The sequence below is a fragment of the Parapedobacter sp. 2B3 genome, assembly GCF_041925275.1.
Lineage (GTDB): Bacteria > Bacteroidota > Bacteroidia > Sphingobacteriales > Sphingobacteriaceae > Parapedobacter > Parapedobacter pyrenivorans_A.
The window spans coordinates 55,414-75,022 of the sequence record NZ_JBHEUZ010000009.1 but is presented as its reverse complement, the minus strand read 5'-3'; the positions used below and the strand labels follow the sequence as shown (position 1 = coordinate 75,022).

The window sequence follows — 19,609 nt, the reverse complement described above, 5'->3', positions numbered from 1 at the left end:
GTGCTGTTTTGGTCTGTTCGTTACTTTAATTTGGCACTGTATTCGGTGGCATCGAATCCTAAAATAACCCCAGCCGGGCTTTCGATGACAGGCCGCTTGATGACGCTGGTTTTCTCCTGCATCAAGGCATTGGCCGATGCGGCATCCACCACGGCGCGCTGTGCCTCGGGCGAGAGTTGCCGCCACGTGGTGCCCCGTTTGTTGACCAACGGTTCCCACCCGGTTTGTTGTTCCCATGCTTCCAGCTTGCTTAAGGCAACGCCTTCTTTTTTGAAATCATGGAACGTATAGGAGAAGTTGTTTTCATCCAGCCAGGTTAGGGCTTTTTTTACCGTATTGCAGTTTTTTATTCCGTACACGTGCATAAGTGGAACCTTTTTGCGAACAAACTTAAAATTAAATATCCATTTGCCGAAAGAATCGCCGGGTTAATTTCCGCCCTGTTGTCCACCTCCCCCGGAAACATCGTCATTTTTGATGCCTCGGCGATTCTTGCGTATTTCGTCTTTCAATCGCCCAAAACGATAAGACAGGCTCACGCTGAAAGAGCGGTAGTAATTCTGGAAAAACGAGGATTGGGTGAAATTGGGACCCGCCATGTCGTTGACATAATTGCGGTATTTGTTAAAAGGGTTTGAAACCGATCCCGAAATGCTCAATTTCTCCTTGATCAGATCTTTTGAAGCGCTGATGCCGTAGTAGGGGAAAGAGTTACTTTGCCCCTGCAGCATGATGTACGCCGTGCTGTAGCTGAAGTTCCCGTTCACCCGTCATCCATCTTCAAACAGGTAACTCATTCCGCCATACATGTAGCCCCGCAGCCCCGAATTGCTGGTTGCTTTGCCATCCACCACGCCTTCGAGCCAGATGTAGGTCATATCACCGCTTAGGTTGAGGTTCAGTTTTTTCGTGATGGGATAGTTGATGCTGATATTTGTGCCTAATGATTTGTCTTTGCCGATGTTTTCGTAAGTAAAGCGGGAAATGCCCGTCTCTTCATCGTAGTTGATCAGCCGTTGGATGGTATTGTTCGCGAAGGAGTAGCTCATCCCCACATTGATATTGGCTTTGCCAAAGCTGCTATAGCGGAGGTTGAAGGTGTTGTTCAGCACGGGCCGGAGGTCCGGATTCCCGGCATATTCGAAGTTGGGGTTGGACCGGTTTACGAATGGGTTTAGGTTCCATATGCCCGGACGCTGTATCCGTTGGGTATAACCCAAATTCAATGTTTTGCCCTGCTTGAGGATATGGTTGATGGCCACCGAAGGGATGAAATTGAAGTAATTCTGATCCACGTTGGAATTGCTTGAAATAAAATCGGCCTTAACCACCGTCTGTTCGGCGCGCAATCCGGCACTGAAACCCCATTTCTCAAGTTTGTACTGATAGGAGTTATAAACGCTGAGGATGTATTGGTTGTTTTCGTATGTGTTCGTCTGGTCTGGGTCTTCGATGAATCCATTGCTGGCCTCATCGAAATTGGCCGAACGGAAATCGCTGCTGTTCAGCCGGAAAATTCCCTTTACCCCGCCCTCTATATTCAACTTCTTGAGTGGGTGCACGTAGTCAAGTTGAACCGTATGTTCGTCTTGGTTGCCATTGTTTGTTTGGTTGTAATCGGGTACTTCGTAGTTAATACGGTCGGCAATGCGCATATGGTTATCCTGGCCGTCCGTATCATGCCCAAAGCGGTATGAGAACGTGAGCATTTGCTCCTTATTGCGCTTGAACCCCTTTTGGTAATTGAGTCCCAGGTTGTAACCATCCCAATGGCTTTTCCCCATGTTATGCATGCTGAACCCCTGCAACGGCAGGCCATCCAATGTGCTTGTATTGGAAAACTGACTGCCATTATTGTCAAACCGTCCCAAGTTGAACCCGATCTCGCCCGTGATGAGGTTTAGGCTGTCAATATCATAACTGAGCTCCGTACCCAAATAGGTGAAGTTGCTTGAGCCATCACTGAGGCCGTTTTGAAGCAGGATGTTCGGTTGGCTGCCCATGGTGGCGCGTTCGAAATTGCTCTGCGTTTCCGGGCGCTGTGAAAGGCTTCCCCCAAAGTAACCCGATGCGCCGAATTTCCCTTGTTTGAGTGTTAGGGAGCCACCTATCCCCGGTCCGCCCGCAGGACTACGGTAACGGAGGTTGGCCGATCCGCGGTAGCCATTGTCGACATTTTTGTTGGTAATGATATTGATGATACCTGCCAGGCCCTCGCTTTCGTACCGTGCTGGCGGCGTGGTGATTACCTCTATTTTTTCAATGGACTCAGCAGGCATGGCCTTCAATACATCTTTCGGGTTACGCGCAATCATGGTGGAAGGCTTGTTGTTGATGAAAATCCGATAATTGGAATTACCTTGTAGTAAGACGTTTTCATCCCCGTCTACAGAAAGTAATGGAATCTTTCGCATCATGTCCAACGCCGTTAATATTTTGCTTTCGGGGTCGGCCTGCACGTCGTAGGTCAGTCGGTCGATATCCTGTTTTACGATGGGTCGGTTGGCGGTCACAACCACCTCATCCAGCGCTTGGGCATCGGCGGCCAACGGAATGTTGCCCAAGTTAAGCTCGACGGTGTTATCGAGCAACGCGATTGGCAGTTCCTTGGTTTGGTAACCTACCGCAACGAAGGCTGCCGTGTAATTTCCAGCTACCAATCCTGCCAGTTCAAATTCGCCCTTAGCGTCGGTAACGAGGGATTTGACCGCCGCACTGTCTGTACGGATATTGATGGTTACATAGGCTATCGCACGGTTGTCGGTAGAATCTACCACTTTGCCTTTCACGATAGGTGCGGTGTCTTGTGCAAATGAAGTGAAAACGGTCGCGGCAAAAAGCATCGTGAAGAGAGGCAGGAGTTTACGGGTCATGTGTTTGTTTATAAACATGTACTATTGTTTTAGTTATGGCAAAGAAATAGGTTTTAGTGATGTATAGTTAGTTAATTAATGTTAAAAGACAATCTCAACGTTGTTAAAATATGCTAATTGCTGCGAATATGCCGGAAATTACCGCATAGTAGGATATTGTGTTGATGATAATGTTACGTGGATTCCATATTCCCGTTGGTTTTGTTACAGATTTCTTCGGCGGATTATTTTTTCTTGTCGGTTGGGACCGCCCAGGATGGAAGTTGGGGTTGGGCGGCTTCTCCGTTGACCAAAAATTTTTATCTTCGTAGCGATGGATAATTTTATCGTTTCGGCCCGGAAATACCGTCCCGCCACGTTTGATACGGTGGTTGGGCAGCAGCATATTACCGTTACCCTCAAGAATGCCATTAAAAACAAGCAGTTGGCACAGGCATTTTTGTTCTGCGGGCCGCGTGGGGTGGGTAAGACGACCTGCGCCCGTATTTTGGCGAAGACTATCAACTGTGAGCACTTAAGCGAAGAGGTGGAAGCCTGTGGGCAGTGCGATAGCTGCAAATCGTTCCAGAACGGCAATTCCTTCAGCATCCATGAGCTGGATGCGGCATCGAACAATTCCGTCGATGATATCCGCAGCCTCATCGACCAGGTTCGCATTCCGCCGCAAACGGGTAGGTATAAGATATACATCATCGATGAAGTGCATATGCTGTCGCAGCAGGCCTTCAATGCGTTCCTGAAAACGCTCGAAGAACCCCCCAGCTACGCGATTTTTATCCTCGCCACCACCGAGAAGCACAAGATTCTGCCTACGATCCTTTCGCGGTGCCAGATTTTTGATTTCAACCGCATCAAGGTGGTCGATATGGCCGACCACCTGGCATCCATAGCGGGCAAGGAAGGGGTGTCTTTTGATCCGGACGGATTGCACATCATTGCGCAGAAGGCGGATGGCGGATTGCGCGATGCGCTGTCGATGTTTGACCAGATCGTAAGCTTCTCCAACAAGGAAGTGACCTACCAAGCGGTTATAGACAACCTCAATATCCTTGATTACGAATATTACTTCCGGCTCACCGATGCGATTATCGAGGAAGATTCAGCGTCGGCATTGCTCATTTTAGACGAGATACTGGCCCACGGGTTCGATGGCAGCCATTTTATCGGTGGGCTGGGTTCGCATTTCCGCGATTTGCTGGTAGCCAAAGAACCCGCTACGCTGAAGCTGTTGGATACGAGCGACACCATCCGCCAGCGTTACCTGAAGCAGTCGCAGCAGGTGTCGCCGGGTTTGCTGTTGTCGGCGCTGAATATCGCCAACCACTGTGAAGTCAACTACCGTACCAGCAAAAACCAGCGGCTACAGGTGGAGTTGGCACTGTTGAAGATGTGCCACGTGGCATCGGCCATCCAGTTGGCCAAAAGCGGTGCTTCGCTACCCACGGAGGTGGCTGAAAAAAAAAAGCCAGCGTTAACGCAATCGTCAGCCGATAGTCGTCAGTCGTCAGTCGATAGTCGTCAGGTGAGACAGGAAACCATCGACCACCGGCAACCGAGTGCCGACCCACGGCCGCCAACTCCGAAGGCCCGTTCATGGGGCGATGTGAAGCTCAGCAATGCCATCCCCGACCTGAATACGATTTTGGCCGATAAAAAGGAAGAGGCACGGCCTACAGACGAACCGGAGTTGCTTAGTGGAACGGAACGGCAGGCATTCAGCCACGAAACGTTGCTCCAACATTGGCATGCGTTGGCAGATAAACTGAAAGCCGAAAATAAGATCAACCTATTTACGTTGATGACCGCCAACGCACCCGAGTTGCAGCCCGACTTCAACATCGGGGTAGTGATAGAAAATCCCATTCAGCAGGATCTGTTAAGCGCATCGAAAATAGATATCCTGAATGATCTGCGGACCAATCTGCGGAACTTCGCCATCGACCTGATCCCCATCGCGGTGAAGAACGAAACGGCACGCAAGCCCTATACTTCACAAGAGAAATACCAGGCCATGGTTGCCAAGAACCCTACACTCGATGTGCTTAGGAAAACGTTCAACTTGGGGCTGGAGTAACGGAGCGACCATAAGATTACCGCCGTTCGCCGATCTGCTGCCGCCACATGGCATAGTACAGTCCGCGGGCATCCACCAATTCATCGTGGGTGCCGGTTTCGGCAATCTTCCCTTTTTCCAATACGATAATCCGGTCGGCATGCATGATGGTCGACAGGCGGTGTGCAATCAGCACGGTGATCTGCTCCCGCTCGCCCGATAGTGCCCTTACCGTTTCGGTGATGGCTTCCTCGGTCAGCGAATCGAGCGCGCTGGTGGCCTCGTCGAAAATGAGTAACCGGGGGTTCCGTATCAGTGCCCGGGCGATGGAAATCCGTTGTTTTTCACCGCCCGATAATTTAAGCCCCCCTTCACCCAATACGGTGTGTATTCCCTTTTCGCTGCGTGCCAGCAACTGTGTGCAGCTGGCTTTATGCAGGGCAGACAGCACTTCTTCTTCGGTCGCGTCGGGTTTTACGAACAGTAGGTTGTCTTTGATCGTGCCGGCAAAAAGCTGGGTGTCTTGCGTTACGAAGCCGATCTGCCGCCGCATTTCGTTAAATCGTACCTCTTCTGCCGGGATGTCGTTAAAGAGGATGTGGCCCGATACGGGACGGTATAACCCCACGAGCAACTTCACCAAGGTCGATTTGCCCGAGCCGGATGGCCCCACGAAGGCAATGGTTTCGCCCTTGCTCACGGTAAATGAAATATCGTCGATGGCATTCTGTGATGCCGTTTTGTGCTTAAACACAACGCGGTCGAATACCACCGATTCCAAATCGCCGATGGGGACCGGGTCTTCGGGCCGTTGCTCGATGGGTTTCTGCATCAGCCCGTCGAACAAATGGATGGATGCCTCGGCCTCCCGGTATTGCACAATGATGTTGCCGATATCCTGCAGCGGCATAAAGATGGAGGTGGAGATGAACTGCATCGTGATGAGCTCGCCAGGGGTCAGTACCTCGCGGAATATGAGCCAGAGCAGCGTGAACAGGATGGATTGGCGAAGCAGGTTGAGCGTAGTTCCCTGTAGGAAGGAGAGGAAGCGCACCCGCCGTGTTTTGGCCATTTCCAAATCGAAGATGGTTTGCGTATGGCCGCGCATACGCCGTATCTCGGGGAAGGTGAGTCCTAAGCTCTTAACGAGTTCGATATTGCGTAGTGACTCGGTGATGATGCCCGACATGCGGGTGGTCTCCCGGTTGATGCTACGCTGCGTGGTCTTTATCTTACGGCTCAGCATACTCGTAATGGAACCGATAACCACAAAGCCGATCAGAAAAATGGGAATCAGCGCCCAATGTTTGGTAATGGCGTACCAAATCAGAAATCCGAATCCCACCAATGAAGAAAACAGGATGTTGATAGCCGAGTTGATGAAGCGTTCAGTATCGGTGCGCACCTTTTGCAACACCGCCAATGTTTCACCGCTGCGTTGCTCCTCAAACTCCTGGAATGACAGGCGCAACGTCTGCCGGAGGCCATCATTGAATATCTGCATGCCGAACCGCTGCACGGCGAGCCGCATCACATAGTCCTGAAAGGAGCGTGCCAACCGTGCCAATAGGGCGATGCCGATGGCGATGAATAACCAGAAAAGAACCCCTTCGACCAATTCGTCTTGGCTGCGCCCTTGGATGTTGTTTGCATAGTCGTCAATGATCTTCCCGAAGATGATGGGGTCTATCATCGATAGCAACTGCGCGGCTGCTGCCAACAACAGGGCAAAATAGATATACCTACGTTGCGGTTTGAGGTATTTCCAAAGGATTTTCATGCGCGTTTCAGCTTCCGCTCACCCAATGCCCAGGCAGCCTTGCGGGGCGGATTCAATTTGATGCTTGGCGATCCTTCCGCGTGTTTGCGGATGTGGGCAACCACCTCGTCTACCGAGTCGGTAAAGAGCAGGAGGTCCATGTCTTCGGGGCTGATCGTTTTTTCATCCATCATGCGCTGTACGTGAGCAATGATTTCCTTATGGAAACCCACCCCCATCACAACAATGGGAAACCGTGTGATTTTGCCGGTTTGGATAAGGGTGAGCGTTTCGAAAAATTCATCCAGCGTGCCGAACCCACCCGGCAGCACAATGAAGGCGAACGAGTACTTGCGCAACAGCTCCTTGCGTACGAAGAAATATTCCATCGTCACGAACCGGTCGAGGTAGGGGTTGTGTGCCTGTTCGTGGGGCAATACGATATTGCAGCCTACGGAGAGGGCGCCGCTTTCTTTCGCGCCCCGGTTTGCCGCCTCCATAATGCCCGGGCCGCCGCCGGTCATGATGGCAAAGCCGAGCTTACCGATTTCGGCAGAGACGTGGCGGGCCAGTTCGTAGTAAGGGTGGTCCTCCTTGAAGCGTGCCGAGCCGAATACGGTGACGCACGGACCGATGAAGTGCAAACCCCGGAACCCTTTGAGGAATTGCATCACTACGCCACCTACGTATTTGAGTTCTTTCCAGCGCGCACGCGCGCCCTCCATAAATTTGTGTTCTTCTTTTATAAAGGCATTCCTCATTGTCTCAGTCGTTTTGATGGTTAACCAATTCAATCGCTTCCTGTGTAATCCGTCTTTTCTTGCGGGGCGCGCAATCCAACCGATCTAATGGGGAGGGGTCGTCTACGATGTCTTTCACCAATATGCATCCCTGCTTCAAGAGGATGTCCTTTTCAGCTTTGCTGATGGTGGTGAGGCAGGTAATCGGGTACAGGCCGGCGTTGTCTACGCGCCGCTTGATGTTGCTTTCTTTGGGATAGTTCCATGCCAGAAGGTTGAGATTGTAATAGGCCGAGAAGTCAATGGAGTCTGTGGTCATATATGCATTGGTAACCAGCCAGCCCGCGGTAAACCGCATCTCTTTGCCAAAGAACGAAAATGTACGGCCATCGAAGTCGTTTACCCGCGATAGGAAGTACATCGGTGTGGTCACGGTAATCTTGGCATCTTCCGTATTGCGGAACTTGCATTCCACCAATAGCAGTTCGTCGTCTTTTTGCGCCACCACATCTACCTCATGGGTTACCGAGTTGCCGGTAAGGAGCTGGCCGGTAAGCGTTCGGTAATTGGCATGGTTGAAAAGCTTGGCCACCCATTGTTCGAAATAATAACCTGCCGGCCCCAGATCCTTCAGCGCACGTTTGAGGCTATAGCGGGCTGCAAAGGAGTCGGCTTCCCTTTTCAGTAAGCGGAACGCCAGTTTGTATACGTCGCGGGTGCTGATCCCGTCATAGACCATTGGCTTCATCCGCTCCCACACTTCGTCAACCACATCGGGCGTAGCACCCGATTTGGAGAGGGACCCTTTCAGACGGCGCAGATCAAACTCAACCAGTTCGCCAGAATATTTCTTTACTTGCATTTAATTGACCTTTGGGCAACTAATATGCGAATTTTTCAGGAAAACGCTACCGGGTGGGTGCTAAAAAGGGTGGGTCCCATTGTTCGAGCAATCGCGGCAGCTGGTTGAAATCACCGATCTCCGCATCGGAAATCCCCAATTCGTCGATTCCCCATTCTTCCCAGCTTTCCACGTTGAGCCATACGGTCTGGCAACCGATTTCTTTGGATGGCAGGATATCGCGGTTGTAGGAATCGCCCACCGCTACGCACTCCTCGGCGGCATAGCCCAGTCGCTGTACACCTTGTTCGTAGATGGCCGTGTCAGCGTGCGACTTCGGGTCGGTGGTCTCCACCACGTCGGCAAAATACTTACGGATATCGAAATCGGCGAGCACCGCATTGAGGTTGCCGTAGAAGTTTGATACCAGCACAATCGGGAAAGCACTGGAGAGGCTTTCCAGAATGGTTTTGGCCTTACGTAGTGTGCGCTGGGCCAATTGGTCGCACTCTTCGGCGATGGCAGTGATGAGCGAATAGTCCAATTGGTGGCCGGCATCCGCGAGAAAATCAAATTGTTGGGTAATCTTGTGCACCAGCACGTCCATAAACGTATCGTCGGGCTGGATGATATGACCCGAGGCCAGCGCTGCTTCCGAATAGGCATATGCCTTGTTGAATGCCGACTTATCCAGGGTGATGTGGTGCTTCCGGAATTTATGCCATAAGATAGCTCCCCAATGTTGCCCATTGGTATCGATGGTTCCTTCGTAGTTTAGTAAAATGCCTCGTGCTTGCATAGCTTTCAACCTAAAACCTCCTGACGGACTGTTTGACTATTATATTAAATTGGTCAAATGTATAATTTTTATTCCGATGATTTCAGCACCGTTTTATATAGACGAGAATAATGACCGATAAATTACAATTGGCAAATAAATAATTTACTACGTTCCTGCCGATCAACGGATTTTGCGGTAATTCCAGATGGCCCAGCCATTCAGCACCACGGCAAAGCCCAGTATGGCACCCAGGTGGGGAAGGATGGCCGCCCAGCCACTCCCTTTGAGGATAATCATCCGCATCACCTCCACGAGGTAACTCACCGGGTTCAACGCCGATAGTACTTGTGCCCACCCCGGCATGCTGTCTATCGACGTGAACAGCCCACCCATGAGGATGAACACCATCATGAAGAAAAACATGATAAACATGGCTTGCTGTTGGGTATCGGTGTAGGTGGAAATCAACAACCCGAAGCCGAGCACAGCCAGCAGGTACACCCAAACAAATCCGTACATGGCTAATATATTACCTTGGGGGAATATGCCATAGATAATCCATGAAACAAGCAAACCGAGGGTAAAGACAACGTTGCCCAGTATCCAGAAGGGGATGAGCTTACCCAGGATGAAATGGTGCTTTTTGATGGGCGTTACATTGATCTGCTCAATGGTACCCACTTCTTTTTCCTTGACGATGTTCAGTGCCGATAGGAAGCCGCCCACCATGGTCAATAGGATTGCGAGGATACCCGGCACCATGAAGAACTGGTAGTTGAGCAGGGGGTTGAAACGGTTGCTGGTTACCACTTCTATGGAGGGAGAGGTGCCGAAGCGCGTGGGTTCGACCTGTGCTACCCGGATATCCTGGTTATAGTCGCGGATGATGTCGGCAAGGTACGCCCCGCCCAAGCCAGCCTTGGCGCCGTTGATGGCATTGATGGCAATAAACAGTGGTTGCTCCCCTTCGCGTATGAGGTTGCGTTCAAACCCCTGCGGTATTTCCAATACGAGGTCGGCCTGGTCCTGCTCAATAAAGCCATAGGCCGCTTTAAGCGATGCATGGTATCCCTCCAACCGGAAATAGCCGGAGGCCGTCACTTTCGAAATCAGCTGCCTTGAATAGGGCGAATGGTCGTGGTCTACCACGGAAAGGTTGATGTTTTTGATTTCATAGTCTGCTGCCAACGGCAGGATAATCAGCTGCATGACCGGCATCACCAGGATAAGCATCAGGATGGCGCGATTCCGGAAAATCTGCCTAAATTCTTTTTGCAAGAGGAATTTGATGGTTCTCATTCCAACCGTATTTTAAAACTCTTTAAACTCACCACGAAAAGAAACACGGTGATCCCGCAGAGGATGAGTGTTTCCTTCCAAACCCCTTCCATGCCCACACCTTTGATCATGATGGATTTGACGATGCTATAAAACCATTTTGCCGGGACGATGTTGGATATCCACTGCAGGAATACGGGCATGTTCTCGATGGGGAACATAAATCCACTGAACATCACCGTGGGTAGCAACATCCCCATCAAGGAAACCAGCATGGCCACCTGCTGTGTCTTCGTTTTGATGGAAATGAAGATGCCGAGCGTGAGGCAGGTAACGATGAATAGGGCGCTTTCGGCGAATAGCAGCAGCCAGCTGCCTTCTACCGGTATCTGCAACACGAATACGCTCATCAGTACGATCGATAACACATTGACGAGGGAGAGAAGCAAGTAAGGGACCGCTTTCGACAGGATGACCCATACGGGTTTGAACGGCGAAACCAATAGCACCTCCATGGTACCCGTTTCTTTTTCACGGACGATGGATATGGCCGTCATCATCACGGAGACCAGCATCAATACCAAGGCAATGACTCCCGGTACGAAGTTGGGTGCACCTTTGAGCTGCGGGTTGTACAGCATCCGGATTTGCGGGGTAATCTGGTGGGGTAGGGCCACCTGTTCGTTAAGCTCCATTTGGTAATCGCGGATGATGGAAGATACGTAGTTGGTCAAGGTGGTCGCGCTGTTCGGGTCGGAGGCATCTGCTATCACTTGTACCTGCGCATGGTTTTGGTGGGCGAGGTCGTTTCCGAAGTTGGCCGGAAAGATCAAGGCCAGCTTGATGCCGCCTGCCCGGAAGGCCGTTTCCATACGGTCCCTATCGAGCACATCTTCCTGAATTTCGAAGTAGCTGCTGGCCGCTATCCGGTTGATGAGGTGTTGGGAATCCCGGTCTTTCGCTTGGTCTATCACCGCGATCCGCGCATTTTTCACTTCGTTCGTCAATGCGAACCCGAAAATGAGGATTTGCGCAATCGGCATACCAATCAAAATCAGCAAGGTGCGCCGATCACGCAATACGTGGAAAAACTCCTTTTTTACGAATGTCGCAAATTGTTTCATTTTAATCCCCTCTTTTTGCTCCCCGTGCCAGTTGGTAAAACACTCCATCCATAGACGGTTCGTTTAATTGCATTTTCAAGTCCGCCGGTGTGCCGAGTGCTTCGATGCGGCCATCCACCATAATGGAGATCCGGTTGCAATATTCAGCCTCGTCCATGTAGTGGGTGGTAACGAATAGGGTAATGCCGCGGCTTGCCGCCTCGTAGATCATGGCCCAGAATTGCCTGCGCGTCACCGGGTCCACACCGCCGGTAGGCTCGTCGAGGAACACGATATCCGGCTCATGCAGTACCGCGACCGAGAACGCGAGTTTCTGCTTCCAGCCTAGGGGCAGGTCGCCCACCAGCTTTTTGGCTTCCGATTGCAGCCCCAGCCGTTCAACGAGTGCATCGCTTTTTTGTCGCAGCTGTCGGCTGTCCAGCCCGTATATCCCGCCGAAGAAACGGATGTTCTCCAGTACGGTCAGGTCTTCATACAACGAAAATTTCTGGCTCATGTAGCCGATGTGCTGCTTGATCTGCTCGGTTTGGCGGTATACATCGAATCCGGCAACCGTGGCTTTTCCCGACGAAGGTTTGGATAGGCCACACAACATCCGCATGGCCGTGGTTTTGCCGGCGCCGTTGGCACCCAAGAAGCCGAATATCTCCCCTTTGTAAACCTCGAAACTGATTTCGTTGGTCGCGATGAAATCGCCGAACCTTTTGGTTAGCTTATCGGTTTTGATGATGGGCCCTGTCGTGGTCATGAGGTCAGCATTTTAATGAAACAATCTTCGATGGTGGGTGCAATCGGCTTCACTTCAACACCGTTCAGGCCCGCGTTGGTCAGCAGCTCGGTCAATTCGTCCGTCAGGTCTCGGTTCCCCTTACCAGGTGCATCAACGTGTATATACTCACCGAATATATACCCTATGAAAGGGGGCTCTTGGGTGGCCAATACGTGGCTAACACGTGGCATATCCGTGGCTTTTATGGCGAACAGGGAAGTAGGATAGGCATCTATGATTCCTTGTGGCGAATCGATGGCCAGTATGTTGCCATGCTGGATGAGTGCGATGCGATCGCACAGGGCCGCTTCGTCCATATACGGAGTAGAAACCACGACGGTGATCCCCTGCTTTTTCAGTCGCCCCAGCATCTCCCAAAATTCCTTGCGCGACACCGGGTCCACGCCCGTGGTAGGCTCGTCGAGGAAAAGCACGGTGGGTCTGTGGATGAGCGCGCAGCACAGGGCGAGTTTTTGCTTCATCCCTCCCGACAGTTTGCCAGCCCGGCGCTTTTTGAAAGGCTCCAGCTGTACGTAGATGTCTTCGATAAGGTGGTGATTTTCCAATATCGAGGTGTTGAATACTGTTGCGAAAAACTGGATGTTCTCCTCCACGGTGAGGTCCTGGTACAAGGAAAACCGCCCAGGCATGTAGCCCACCTGGTTACGGATTTGGCGGTAGTCCGCCACCACGTCGTGGCCGTTCACGGTCGCCCTGCCGCTATCGGGCAGTAGGAGGGTGGTCAGTATGCGGAAGAGGGTGCTCTTGCCCGCCCCATCCGGCCCGATCAGCCCGAATAACTCTCCCTCCGCTACCGAAAAAGAAACGCCCGTTACCGCCTTTACGGTACCCTTTTGGTAAGTCTTCGTGATGTTGTCTACGCTAACCATTTTTAAAACCTCACTTCCCCATACATCCCGATTTTCAATAATCCATCATTCTTTACGTTGATCTTGACGGCATAAACAAGGTTCTCCCGCTCGTCTTTGGTCTGGATGGTCTTGGGTGTAAACTCAGCTTTGTCGCTTATCCATGCCACCGTGCCCGGGTATTCACGGTAATTTCCGTCTGCATCGTCCACTAGTACCGTTACCTGTTGGTTGAGTTGGAGTTGACTGAATTGCGGACCGGTAACGTAGGCCCTGAGGGTGACGGTTGACAGGTCCGCTATTTTGTACAGCGGTTTTCCCGTGGCGGTGCTTTCATTGGCTTCGGCATATTTCACGAGTACGGTGCCCGCTATGGGGTTAACGATCCGGCTTTTGGCGAGTTGGTCTTCCACCTGCGCAATCTGTACCGCCAAGGGCGATGTTTCCTGCGTGATGCTCGATGAGCTGATACCCAAGTTGGACTGCTGGGCAGCGATTTGTTTTTTTATCACGGCCACCTGTGCGTTGGCGTCGTCCTGTTGTTTGGGGGTTGCAGCATCCGCCTTCACCATATTGGCAATCCGCTGTTGCTCGCGTATCGCTTGGTCCAGTTGCTCCTGCAAGGCTGCCAGTTGTACCGCGATATTGGGCTTTTTGCTCAGCACCGCATTGATCTGCGCCTCCAGTTGGCGTTTCTTCAGGTACAGCTGCATGCTATCTATGTAGCCCACGGCTTGTCCGGCTGTGAGCAATTGGCCTTCTTCCACGTCCAACGCGCGGATTGTGCCAGTTGCCTCGGCAGATATGATGGTTTCCACCGCTTCGAACGTCCCCGAAGCATCGTACGCCTGTTGGTTGCCGGTACATGATGCCGACAGCACGGCGGCCACTATGAGAATCTTTGCGTTGTCCATATCGTTGATTTTGAGGGTTATGCTATTTTTTCTTGACGTTAGTTGCCGATGGTATGCCGGATGTCGTGTTGTGCTTTCAGTAGCTGGAGCTCGTGGCGTACTTTTGATAACCGGGCACTGCCCACGGCATGGGCTTCCCGCATGTAGTCGGCGGTGTTAATTACGCCGTTTTCAAGTTGGGCGAGAGCGGCATCCCGCACCGATGTGCGCAGGGCGATGATGTCATCGTCGGTGTGAAGGAGTTCTTCGTATTTGGTGGCTTCCGTCTGTTGTTGGTGGCGGGTAAGGTTGGTATTGAATAAAAAAGTTTCCCGCTGCACATCGATGGCAGCTTCCTTGATGTCTAGTTGCGCTCTTTCTTTTTTTAATGTATAGAAGCCGCTTATCGGGATGGATAGGCGCACGCCGCCAACGTAGTAGGCGTCAAAACCATTGCTCAGCATGTTCAGTGCGGGCCTTCCCAAGCCGGCTTGTAGGAACAACCCCAGTTGGGGGCGGTTTTTTGCGCTGAGGAGCCTGCGTTCCACCTCGATGCCCTGTTTCTGCCGTGCATATCCCACCAATTCCGGTCTACCGGCAGTTGGCGGCGCACCGGGGCTGGCAGGTTTCTCGAGCGAGGTATGCGCGTCCAGCGGGCGGCCAATGAATAAGCCGAGCATGTGCAGGTAGGCTCGGCGGGTGGCCTGTAGTTCCGTGGCCTGCTGCCGGGCGTTGAGCCGCTCGGCCTCCAGGAGACTCCCCTCGCTCTTTAACGCTGCGCCGTTTGCAATGGCCGCATCTGTTTTTTCCAGCGCCGCCTGGATGTCTTTCTGTAGCAGATCGTTCTGGGCCAACTGTGCATCCAGCAATAGGATGCCGAAGTACAGCTGGTTTACACGCTCCCTGATTTTGTACAGTTCCACTTCCAATGCCTGTTGCTCGATGTCGGCATTGGCTTTGGCAGCTTGCTTGTTTAATCGGGTTCGGCCGCCATCGTATAGGTGTTGGTTTACTTCGCCATACAATTTGTATTGGTCTTTGCTCATCGCGGGGATATCCATCCCCGGAACATGGACGGGTATTTCCGTTACCGCCGATTGGTAGGTGGCCTGCCCGTAGATGTTGATCTGGGGCAAGAAGCGCTTATCGATCTGCTCCACGGCATACGAAGCACTGCTGGCAATGAGGTCATGCTGTTTTACCATGGGGTAGTTTTGCGTGGCCAAGACCTGGCTTTCGTGGAGCGTGAGCAGCGGGGCTTGCATTTGGGTTTTTCCTATGGAGACACCCAGGGAGCAGATGAGCAGTGGTATTGCATAGGGGTTAATCATCTTGTTTATTGTTTTGAATTAATCATTTGATTAATGTGTGTCCAAAAAAAATCACGGGGCGTCCAACAGGGCAATAAACCAGGTTTTGATCAGCTTTTTGCGCTCATTCATCAGCACGATGGCCTTAGCCGGTTCCAGACCGGTGATTAACTGGATAAGTGGCTTGCCGATAAACGGGAAAATAACCAAGCCCAGCATGTTGAAAATGAAATGGAGCGGGTCTACATCCGGCCGTCTTTCGGCAAGCTGCCTGAACAATGCCGAGTTAGTGATATTCGTTTTGGTCTTCACCAGGTTGGCAAACTTACCCGGATTGTTTTTAATCTCGCCCAATACAAATAGGGGGATGTCTGGATTGGCCACCAGGGTATCGATGTAGTGTGCTGCGACCCGTTCTACCTTTTCCTCGATAGAGGTGCTTTCCTCCATGATGATGGGGCCTACTTTACCTAGTAAGAGCTGCATTTTTTCCATGATGACCATCTCAAACAACTTTTCCTTACTGCGGAAATAGTAGTTGAGCAGGGCCAGGTTGATGCCAGCTTCCTCGGCGATATCGCGCGTACGTGTAGCGGCATACCCTTTTTGGGTGAAGACCTTCCGGGCGGCTTCCTTGATTTTCTCCTCGGTGCTGAGGTCCGCTTTCTGCTTCGTTTTTGCCATGTTTGCTTTTGCTACAGGGCAAATATAACAGGGTATTTTGGTTTAACCAAATATTTTAATCAAATGATTAAAAATAACACTTATGTTCAAGGTGATGCGGGTAAACAGGTCGTCGACCACGTGGAGCAGGCTATCGGGCGTTTGTTCACGCAGGTAAGCCACCAAGGTGTCACTGACCGGATACCGGTCGGCGTCTCCGTAGTTGGCAATGAGTTTGCGCAGGGCCGCATTCACCCGATCCTCGCCAATATAATCCTGCAGGGCGAAATAAGAGAGCGACGCCTTGCGGTAGTGGATATACCCCTGTCCATAGTTTATACGCTTACCGAATTTTTTCCTTAATTTGGAGCAGTTTATTGGCCTGAGGTTATTGAAGAAATCAGAAGTATCGTTCGTTTAGCTATGCAAATTGAATCCCCTTACCAAGCATCGTGGACCACGTGGCAATTGATTTGGTTCCGCTTTTCGTTGGTGTTTTTTAGTTTATACATCTTTCCGTTCCCATTAAACCATGTACCCGGTTTGCACGTGGTTATGCAGTGGTATACCCAGTTTCAGCATTCGGTAATTTCGTGGGTAGGCGCGCATGTACTGAAGCTCGATGAGCCTATCACCGTATTCTTTAGTGGTAGTGGCGACAAGACATCAGACTATGTCTTCTTATTCATAGCGTTTACCTGTTCCGTCGTGGCCGCCGTGTCGTGGACATTGCTGGCCCCACAACGCCGGTCGCATGGCCGGTTGCTGGAAGCATTGCGTATTTACGTCCGTTATTACCTAGGGGTGATGATGCTTATCTACGGCCTATCCAAAGTATTCCATTTGCAGATGTCCTCGCCTTCGCTCATGCAGCTCCTGCAGCCGTTGGGCGATAAATCGCCCATGGGCCTGGCTTGGACGTACGTAGGGTATTCCCCGGCATTCAGTATGTTTGCGGGCCTGGCCGAGGTGGTGGGTGGGATGCTGTTGTTTTTTAGGCGCACCACCCTGCTAGGCGCCTTGCTTGTAGCCGTGGTGATGGTAAACGTAATGGTGATGAACTTTACCTTCGACATCCCGGTAAAGCTCTATTCCACCTTATTGGTGCTGATGGCCGTTTTTCTGATCGCTCCGGATGCCAAGCGGCTGCTGCAGGTGGTATTGTGGAACGAGGCCACCCAACCCCGCCCGGCCTACGCCTTCAAACTATCCGGCCGTTGGCGGGTTACCGCGTTGGTTGTTAAAATCATCTTCGTGGGCGGCATATTTGCGGCCCAAGCGTACAGCTCCTGGCAGTCCGTACGTCAATATGGCGACCTCCGGCCCAAGCCACCCCTATATGGCATCTTTGACGTAGACCAGTTTGTGCTTGGAGCGGATACCGTGCCGCCGCTGGCCACAGACACCCGCAGGTGGAAACAATTGGTCCTGCAGTCGCCAGGCTATGTGCATGTCAAACTGATGAACGATTCTCTTGTCTACTACCCTGCCTCGTGGGATGAGGCATCGCACAAGCTCACCATCAAAGGCACGCAAAACGGGGTGGATAAGACGGTGGCGATGCTTACCTACCAGCAAACGGATACCGCCGGGTTGGTATTGGAAGGGGTGCTCCATAACGAATCTGCAGTCATCCACTTAACGGAGCGTGATCTGCAGAGCTTTCGATTGCTCAACAATAAGTTCCGTTGGGTACAGGAGTATCCATTTAATCGATGATGCATGAAAGCTGCAAGCCATGGCTCCTGTAAATCATAACCACAGAACCCAATTGCCGATGGCAATCGTTGGCGCCCTGCTCGCCTGGATAGCCGTTATTTTACAGTTCGTCCTGATGCTACAAAACCGGGCATTCCCCATTCCGGAAACACTTGTCCGCTTTTTCAGCTATTATACCATCCTCACCAACTTGCTCGTGGCCTGTTGCTTTACGGCGCTGGCTTGTAAGCCGGTCGAGGCGAAACCAAGATTTCTTGCCGACCCGCGGATGCTGGCCGCCACGGCCGTTTACATTACGGTTGTTGGCGCCGTTTACAACATCATATTGCGCCACCAGTGGGCACCGCAGGGCTTGCAGCTGGTGGTAGACGAGTTACTGCATTCCGTAACCCCGTTGTATTACCTTGTGTTTTGGGTGGCCTTTATACCGAAAACAATGCTTACGTGGAAGCATGTCTTTCCTTGGCTGCTCTATCCGCTGATCTATTTTTTATGTATACTCGTCCGCGGCGCCCTTTCCGGGTTCTACCCGTACCCCTTCATAAACGTCACCGAGCTGGGGTGGGGTACGGTGCTCCTAAACAGTGCCGGCATTACGGTGGCCTTCGTTGTCGTGTCATTGGTCGTTATAGGTATTTCGCGGTTCAAGCGGCTCTAATAGTCTTATACAATTCCATGGCTTGCTTTCCCCTTCGGCTCACCGGAAATCCCTTCATGACATTCGCGTATCTCGTGATAAAATACACTTGCAAAATTCAAATCGATGTTTTACCTTGCACTTCACAATGACTTTTATAAACTGAAAATCACGATACAAAACGAGAACAAGTAACTGTCATCAACGTCATACCTGTCGATCCGCCATGCGTAAACGTTATTGATCCAATGAAACTGTATGTACGCCAGATCAACCGGTATCTTTGTCCTTTTCCTTAGTTTGTCATCCCTGCTGTGGGCACAGCAGCGGCCGCAGTATACGCAATACATCTTCAATGGATTCTTGATGAATCCCGCTGTGGCGGGCATTGAGCGCTATGTGGATGTGAAGTTGGGCGGGCGTAGCCAATGGCATGGTTTGGAAGGGGCACCGCAGACGGCGTACCTGTCGGCGCATCTGCCTATTGGCGCCCGGCATATTCAGGATGGGGCCACCTCTTTCGGAGAGGGTGGGTATAATCCGTACAGCCGCGGTTTCAGCCACCGGTACCGCGCTTCGGAGCCCCACCATGGAGCAGGCATTATTGTGCAGCACGACCGTGCGGCGCAGTTTATCCGTACCGATGCATTGGTAGCCTATGCCTACCATCTACGTGTGGCCGAGACGGTCAACCTTTCGGCAGGCATGAATGCGGGCTTCTCGCAGGTGCGGTTGGATGTGGCGGGCATCGGTACGCCGGACGATCCTATATTGACCAACTATGCCGACAGTCGTTTGGCTCCGGAGCTGGGGCTGGGGCTCTGGCTGTATGGCGCGCGCTTTTTTGCAGGCATTTCCGCCCAGCAGCTATTGGGCAATCCGCTGGCGTTTTCAGACAACGCCCGGCGCCTCGGTGGCTACCAGCAGTTTTTTTTCACGGCCGGGTATAAGCTGCACCTGGGCAGTGATATGGCAGTTGTGCCCTCCGTGTTGTTCAAACAAATGGCGCGGATGCCGTTTGTGGGCGACTATAACCTTAAGCTGGCTTTCCGCGATCGCCTATGGGTAGGTGGCGGCTACCGCAACCACGAGTCCTTGTCGGCGATGGCGGGCATCCATATCAGCTCATTGCTGAACCTCAGTTATTCATACGATTTCAGTACCGGCCCGGTGCGCACGCTGGCTCACGGCAGCCACGAAGTGGTACTAGGCTTCCTGCTCAACAACCGGTATAAGGTGTATTGCCCACAGGTCATGTTTTAGACGAATGAAATGAAACCGCTTTATATCGTATGGCCTA

General features: G+C 51.8%; 17 protein-coding genes and 1 pseudogene. 5 read left to right on the top strand and 13 right to left on the bottom strand.

The window, feature by feature from the left end:
* Positions 1-20: 20 nt before the first annotated feature.
* Positions 21-365: an ArsC family reductase gene (locus ACEVG1_RS11605; protein WP_374743844.1), complete on the bottom strand. Its 345-nt coding sequence runs from the start codon at positions 363-365 to the stop codon at positions 21-23.
* Between the two features lie 63 nt (positions 366-428).
* A pseudogene (locus ACEVG1_RS11600) lies at positions 429-2,843 on the bottom strand (outer membrane beta-barrel protein).
* A gap of 343 nt (positions 2,844-3,186) precedes the next feature.
* On the opposite strand from ACEVG1_RS11600, the gene ACEVG1_RS11595 reads away from it, so the two are divergent.
* Positions 3,187-4,947 (top strand): DNA polymerase III subunit gamma/tau, encoded by a 1,761-nt coding sequence (locus tag ACEVG1_RS11595; RefSeq protein ID WP_374743843.1) that lies wholly within the window; start codon positions 3,187-3,189, stop codon positions 4,945-4,947.
* A 16-nt stretch (positions 4,948-4,963) separates the two neighbouring features.
* Here the strand turns inward: ACEVG1_RS11595 and ACEVG1_RS11590 are convergent, their stop codons facing one another.
* The 11 genes from ACEVG1_RS11590 to ACEVG1_RS11540 form a co-directional block, all read right to left on the bottom strand.
* Positions 4,964-6,706: an ABC transporter ATP-binding protein gene (locus ACEVG1_RS11590; RefSeq protein ID WP_374743842.1), complete on the bottom strand. Its 1,743-nt coding sequence runs from the start codon at positions 6,704-6,706 to the stop codon at positions 4,964-4,966.
* Positions 6,703-7,446 carry a TIGR00730 family Rossman fold protein gene (locus ACEVG1_RS11585; protein WP_374743841.1) on the bottom strand — a complete coding sequence of 248 codons (744 nt, stop codon included), beginning with the start codon at positions 7,444-7,446 and terminating at the stop codon, positions 6,703-6,705. Before ACEVG1_RS11585 ends, ACEVG1_RS11590 begins: the two co-directional genes overlap by 4 nt.
* Before the next feature lie 4 nt (positions 7,447-7,450).
* Positions 7,451-8,287: a restriction endonuclease gene (locus ACEVG1_RS11580; protein ID WP_374743840.1), complete on the bottom strand. Its 837-nt coding sequence runs from the start codon at positions 8,285-8,287 to the stop codon at positions 7,451-7,453.
* 46 nt (positions 8,288-8,333) lie between these two features.
* A complete protein-coding gene (locus ACEVG1_RS11575; RefSeq protein ID WP_374743839.1) occupies positions 8,334-9,065 on the bottom strand; it encodes an HAD family hydrolase in 732 nt (243 codons plus the stop codon).
* Positions 9,066-9,227: 162 nt separating this feature from the next.
* Positions 9,228-10,346 carry an ABC transporter permease gene (locus ACEVG1_RS11570; RefSeq protein WP_374743838.1) on the bottom strand — a complete coding sequence of 373 codons (1,119 nt, stop codon included), beginning with the start codon at positions 10,344-10,346 and terminating at the stop codon, positions 9,228-9,230.
* Entirely contained in the window at positions 10,343-11,449 is a 1,107-nt protein-coding gene (locus ACEVG1_RS11565; protein ID WP_374743837.1) for an ABC transporter permease, read from the bottom strand. The genes ACEVG1_RS11570 and ACEVG1_RS11565 overlap by 4 nt, the downstream gene beginning before the upstream one ends.
* A gap of 1 nt (position 11,450) precedes the next feature.
* Positions 11,451-12,197, bottom strand: coding sequence for an ABC transporter ATP-binding protein (locus ACEVG1_RS11560; RefSeq protein WP_374743836.1), 747 nt, complete (start codon positions 12,195-12,197; stop codon positions 11,451-11,453).
* On the bottom strand, positions 12,194-13,108 hold the full coding sequence (locus ACEVG1_RS11555) for an ABC transporter ATP-binding protein (RefSeq protein ID WP_374743835.1): 915 nt from the start codon (positions 13,106-13,108) through the stop codon (positions 12,194-12,196). The genes ACEVG1_RS11560 and ACEVG1_RS11555 overlap by 4 nt, the downstream gene beginning before the upstream one ends.
* A gap of 2 nt (positions 13,109-13,110) precedes the next feature.
* Positions 13,111-14,001, bottom strand: a complete 891-nt coding sequence (locus tag ACEVG1_RS11550) for an HlyD family secretion protein (RefSeq protein ID WP_374743834.1) — start codon at positions 13,999-14,001, stop codon at positions 13,111-13,113.
* Between the two features lie 38 nt (positions 14,002-14,039).
* A complete protein-coding gene (locus tag ACEVG1_RS11545) occupies positions 14,040-15,311 on the bottom strand; it encodes a TolC family protein (RefSeq protein WP_374743833.1) in 1,272 nt (423 codons plus the stop codon).
* Between the two features lie 51 nt (positions 15,312-15,362).
* Entirely contained in the window at positions 15,363-15,974 is a 612-nt protein-coding gene (locus ACEVG1_RS11540; protein ID WP_374743832.1) for a TetR/AcrR family transcriptional regulator, read from the bottom strand.
* Between the two features lie 63 nt (positions 15,975-16,037).
* Between ACEVG1_RS11540 and ACEVG1_RS11535 the strand changes: the two genes are divergently transcribed.
* The 4 genes from ACEVG1_RS11535 to ACEVG1_RS11520 all read left to right on the top strand — a co-directional run bounded on the left by ACEVG1_RS11535 (position 16,038) and on the right by ACEVG1_RS11520 (position 19,572).
* Complete coding sequence (locus ACEVG1_RS11535; protein ID WP_374743831.1) at positions 16,038-16,316, top strand: hypothetical protein; 279 nt, start codon at positions 16,038-16,040, stop codon at positions 16,314-16,316.
* 60 nt (positions 16,317-16,376) lie between these two features.
* Complete coding sequence (locus tag ACEVG1_RS11530; RefSeq protein WP_374743830.1) at positions 16,377-17,672, top strand: DoxX family protein; 1,296 nt, start codon at positions 16,377-16,379, stop codon at positions 17,670-17,672.
* A gap of 19 nt (positions 17,673-17,691) precedes the next feature.
* On the top strand, positions 17,692-18,330 hold the full coding sequence (locus ACEVG1_RS11525) for a Pr6Pr family membrane protein (RefSeq protein ID WP_374743829.1): 639 nt from the start codon (positions 17,692-17,694) through the stop codon (positions 18,328-18,330).
* A gap of 237 nt (positions 18,331-18,567) precedes the next feature.
* The gene (locus ACEVG1_RS11520) at positions 18,568-19,572 is read left to right on the top strand and encodes a type IX secretion system membrane protein PorP/SprF (RefSeq protein WP_374743828.1); all 1,005 of its coding nucleotides are present in this window, start codon (positions 18,568-18,570) and stop codon (positions 19,570-19,572) included.
* The last annotated feature ends 37 nt before the right edge of the window (positions 19,573-19,609 follow it).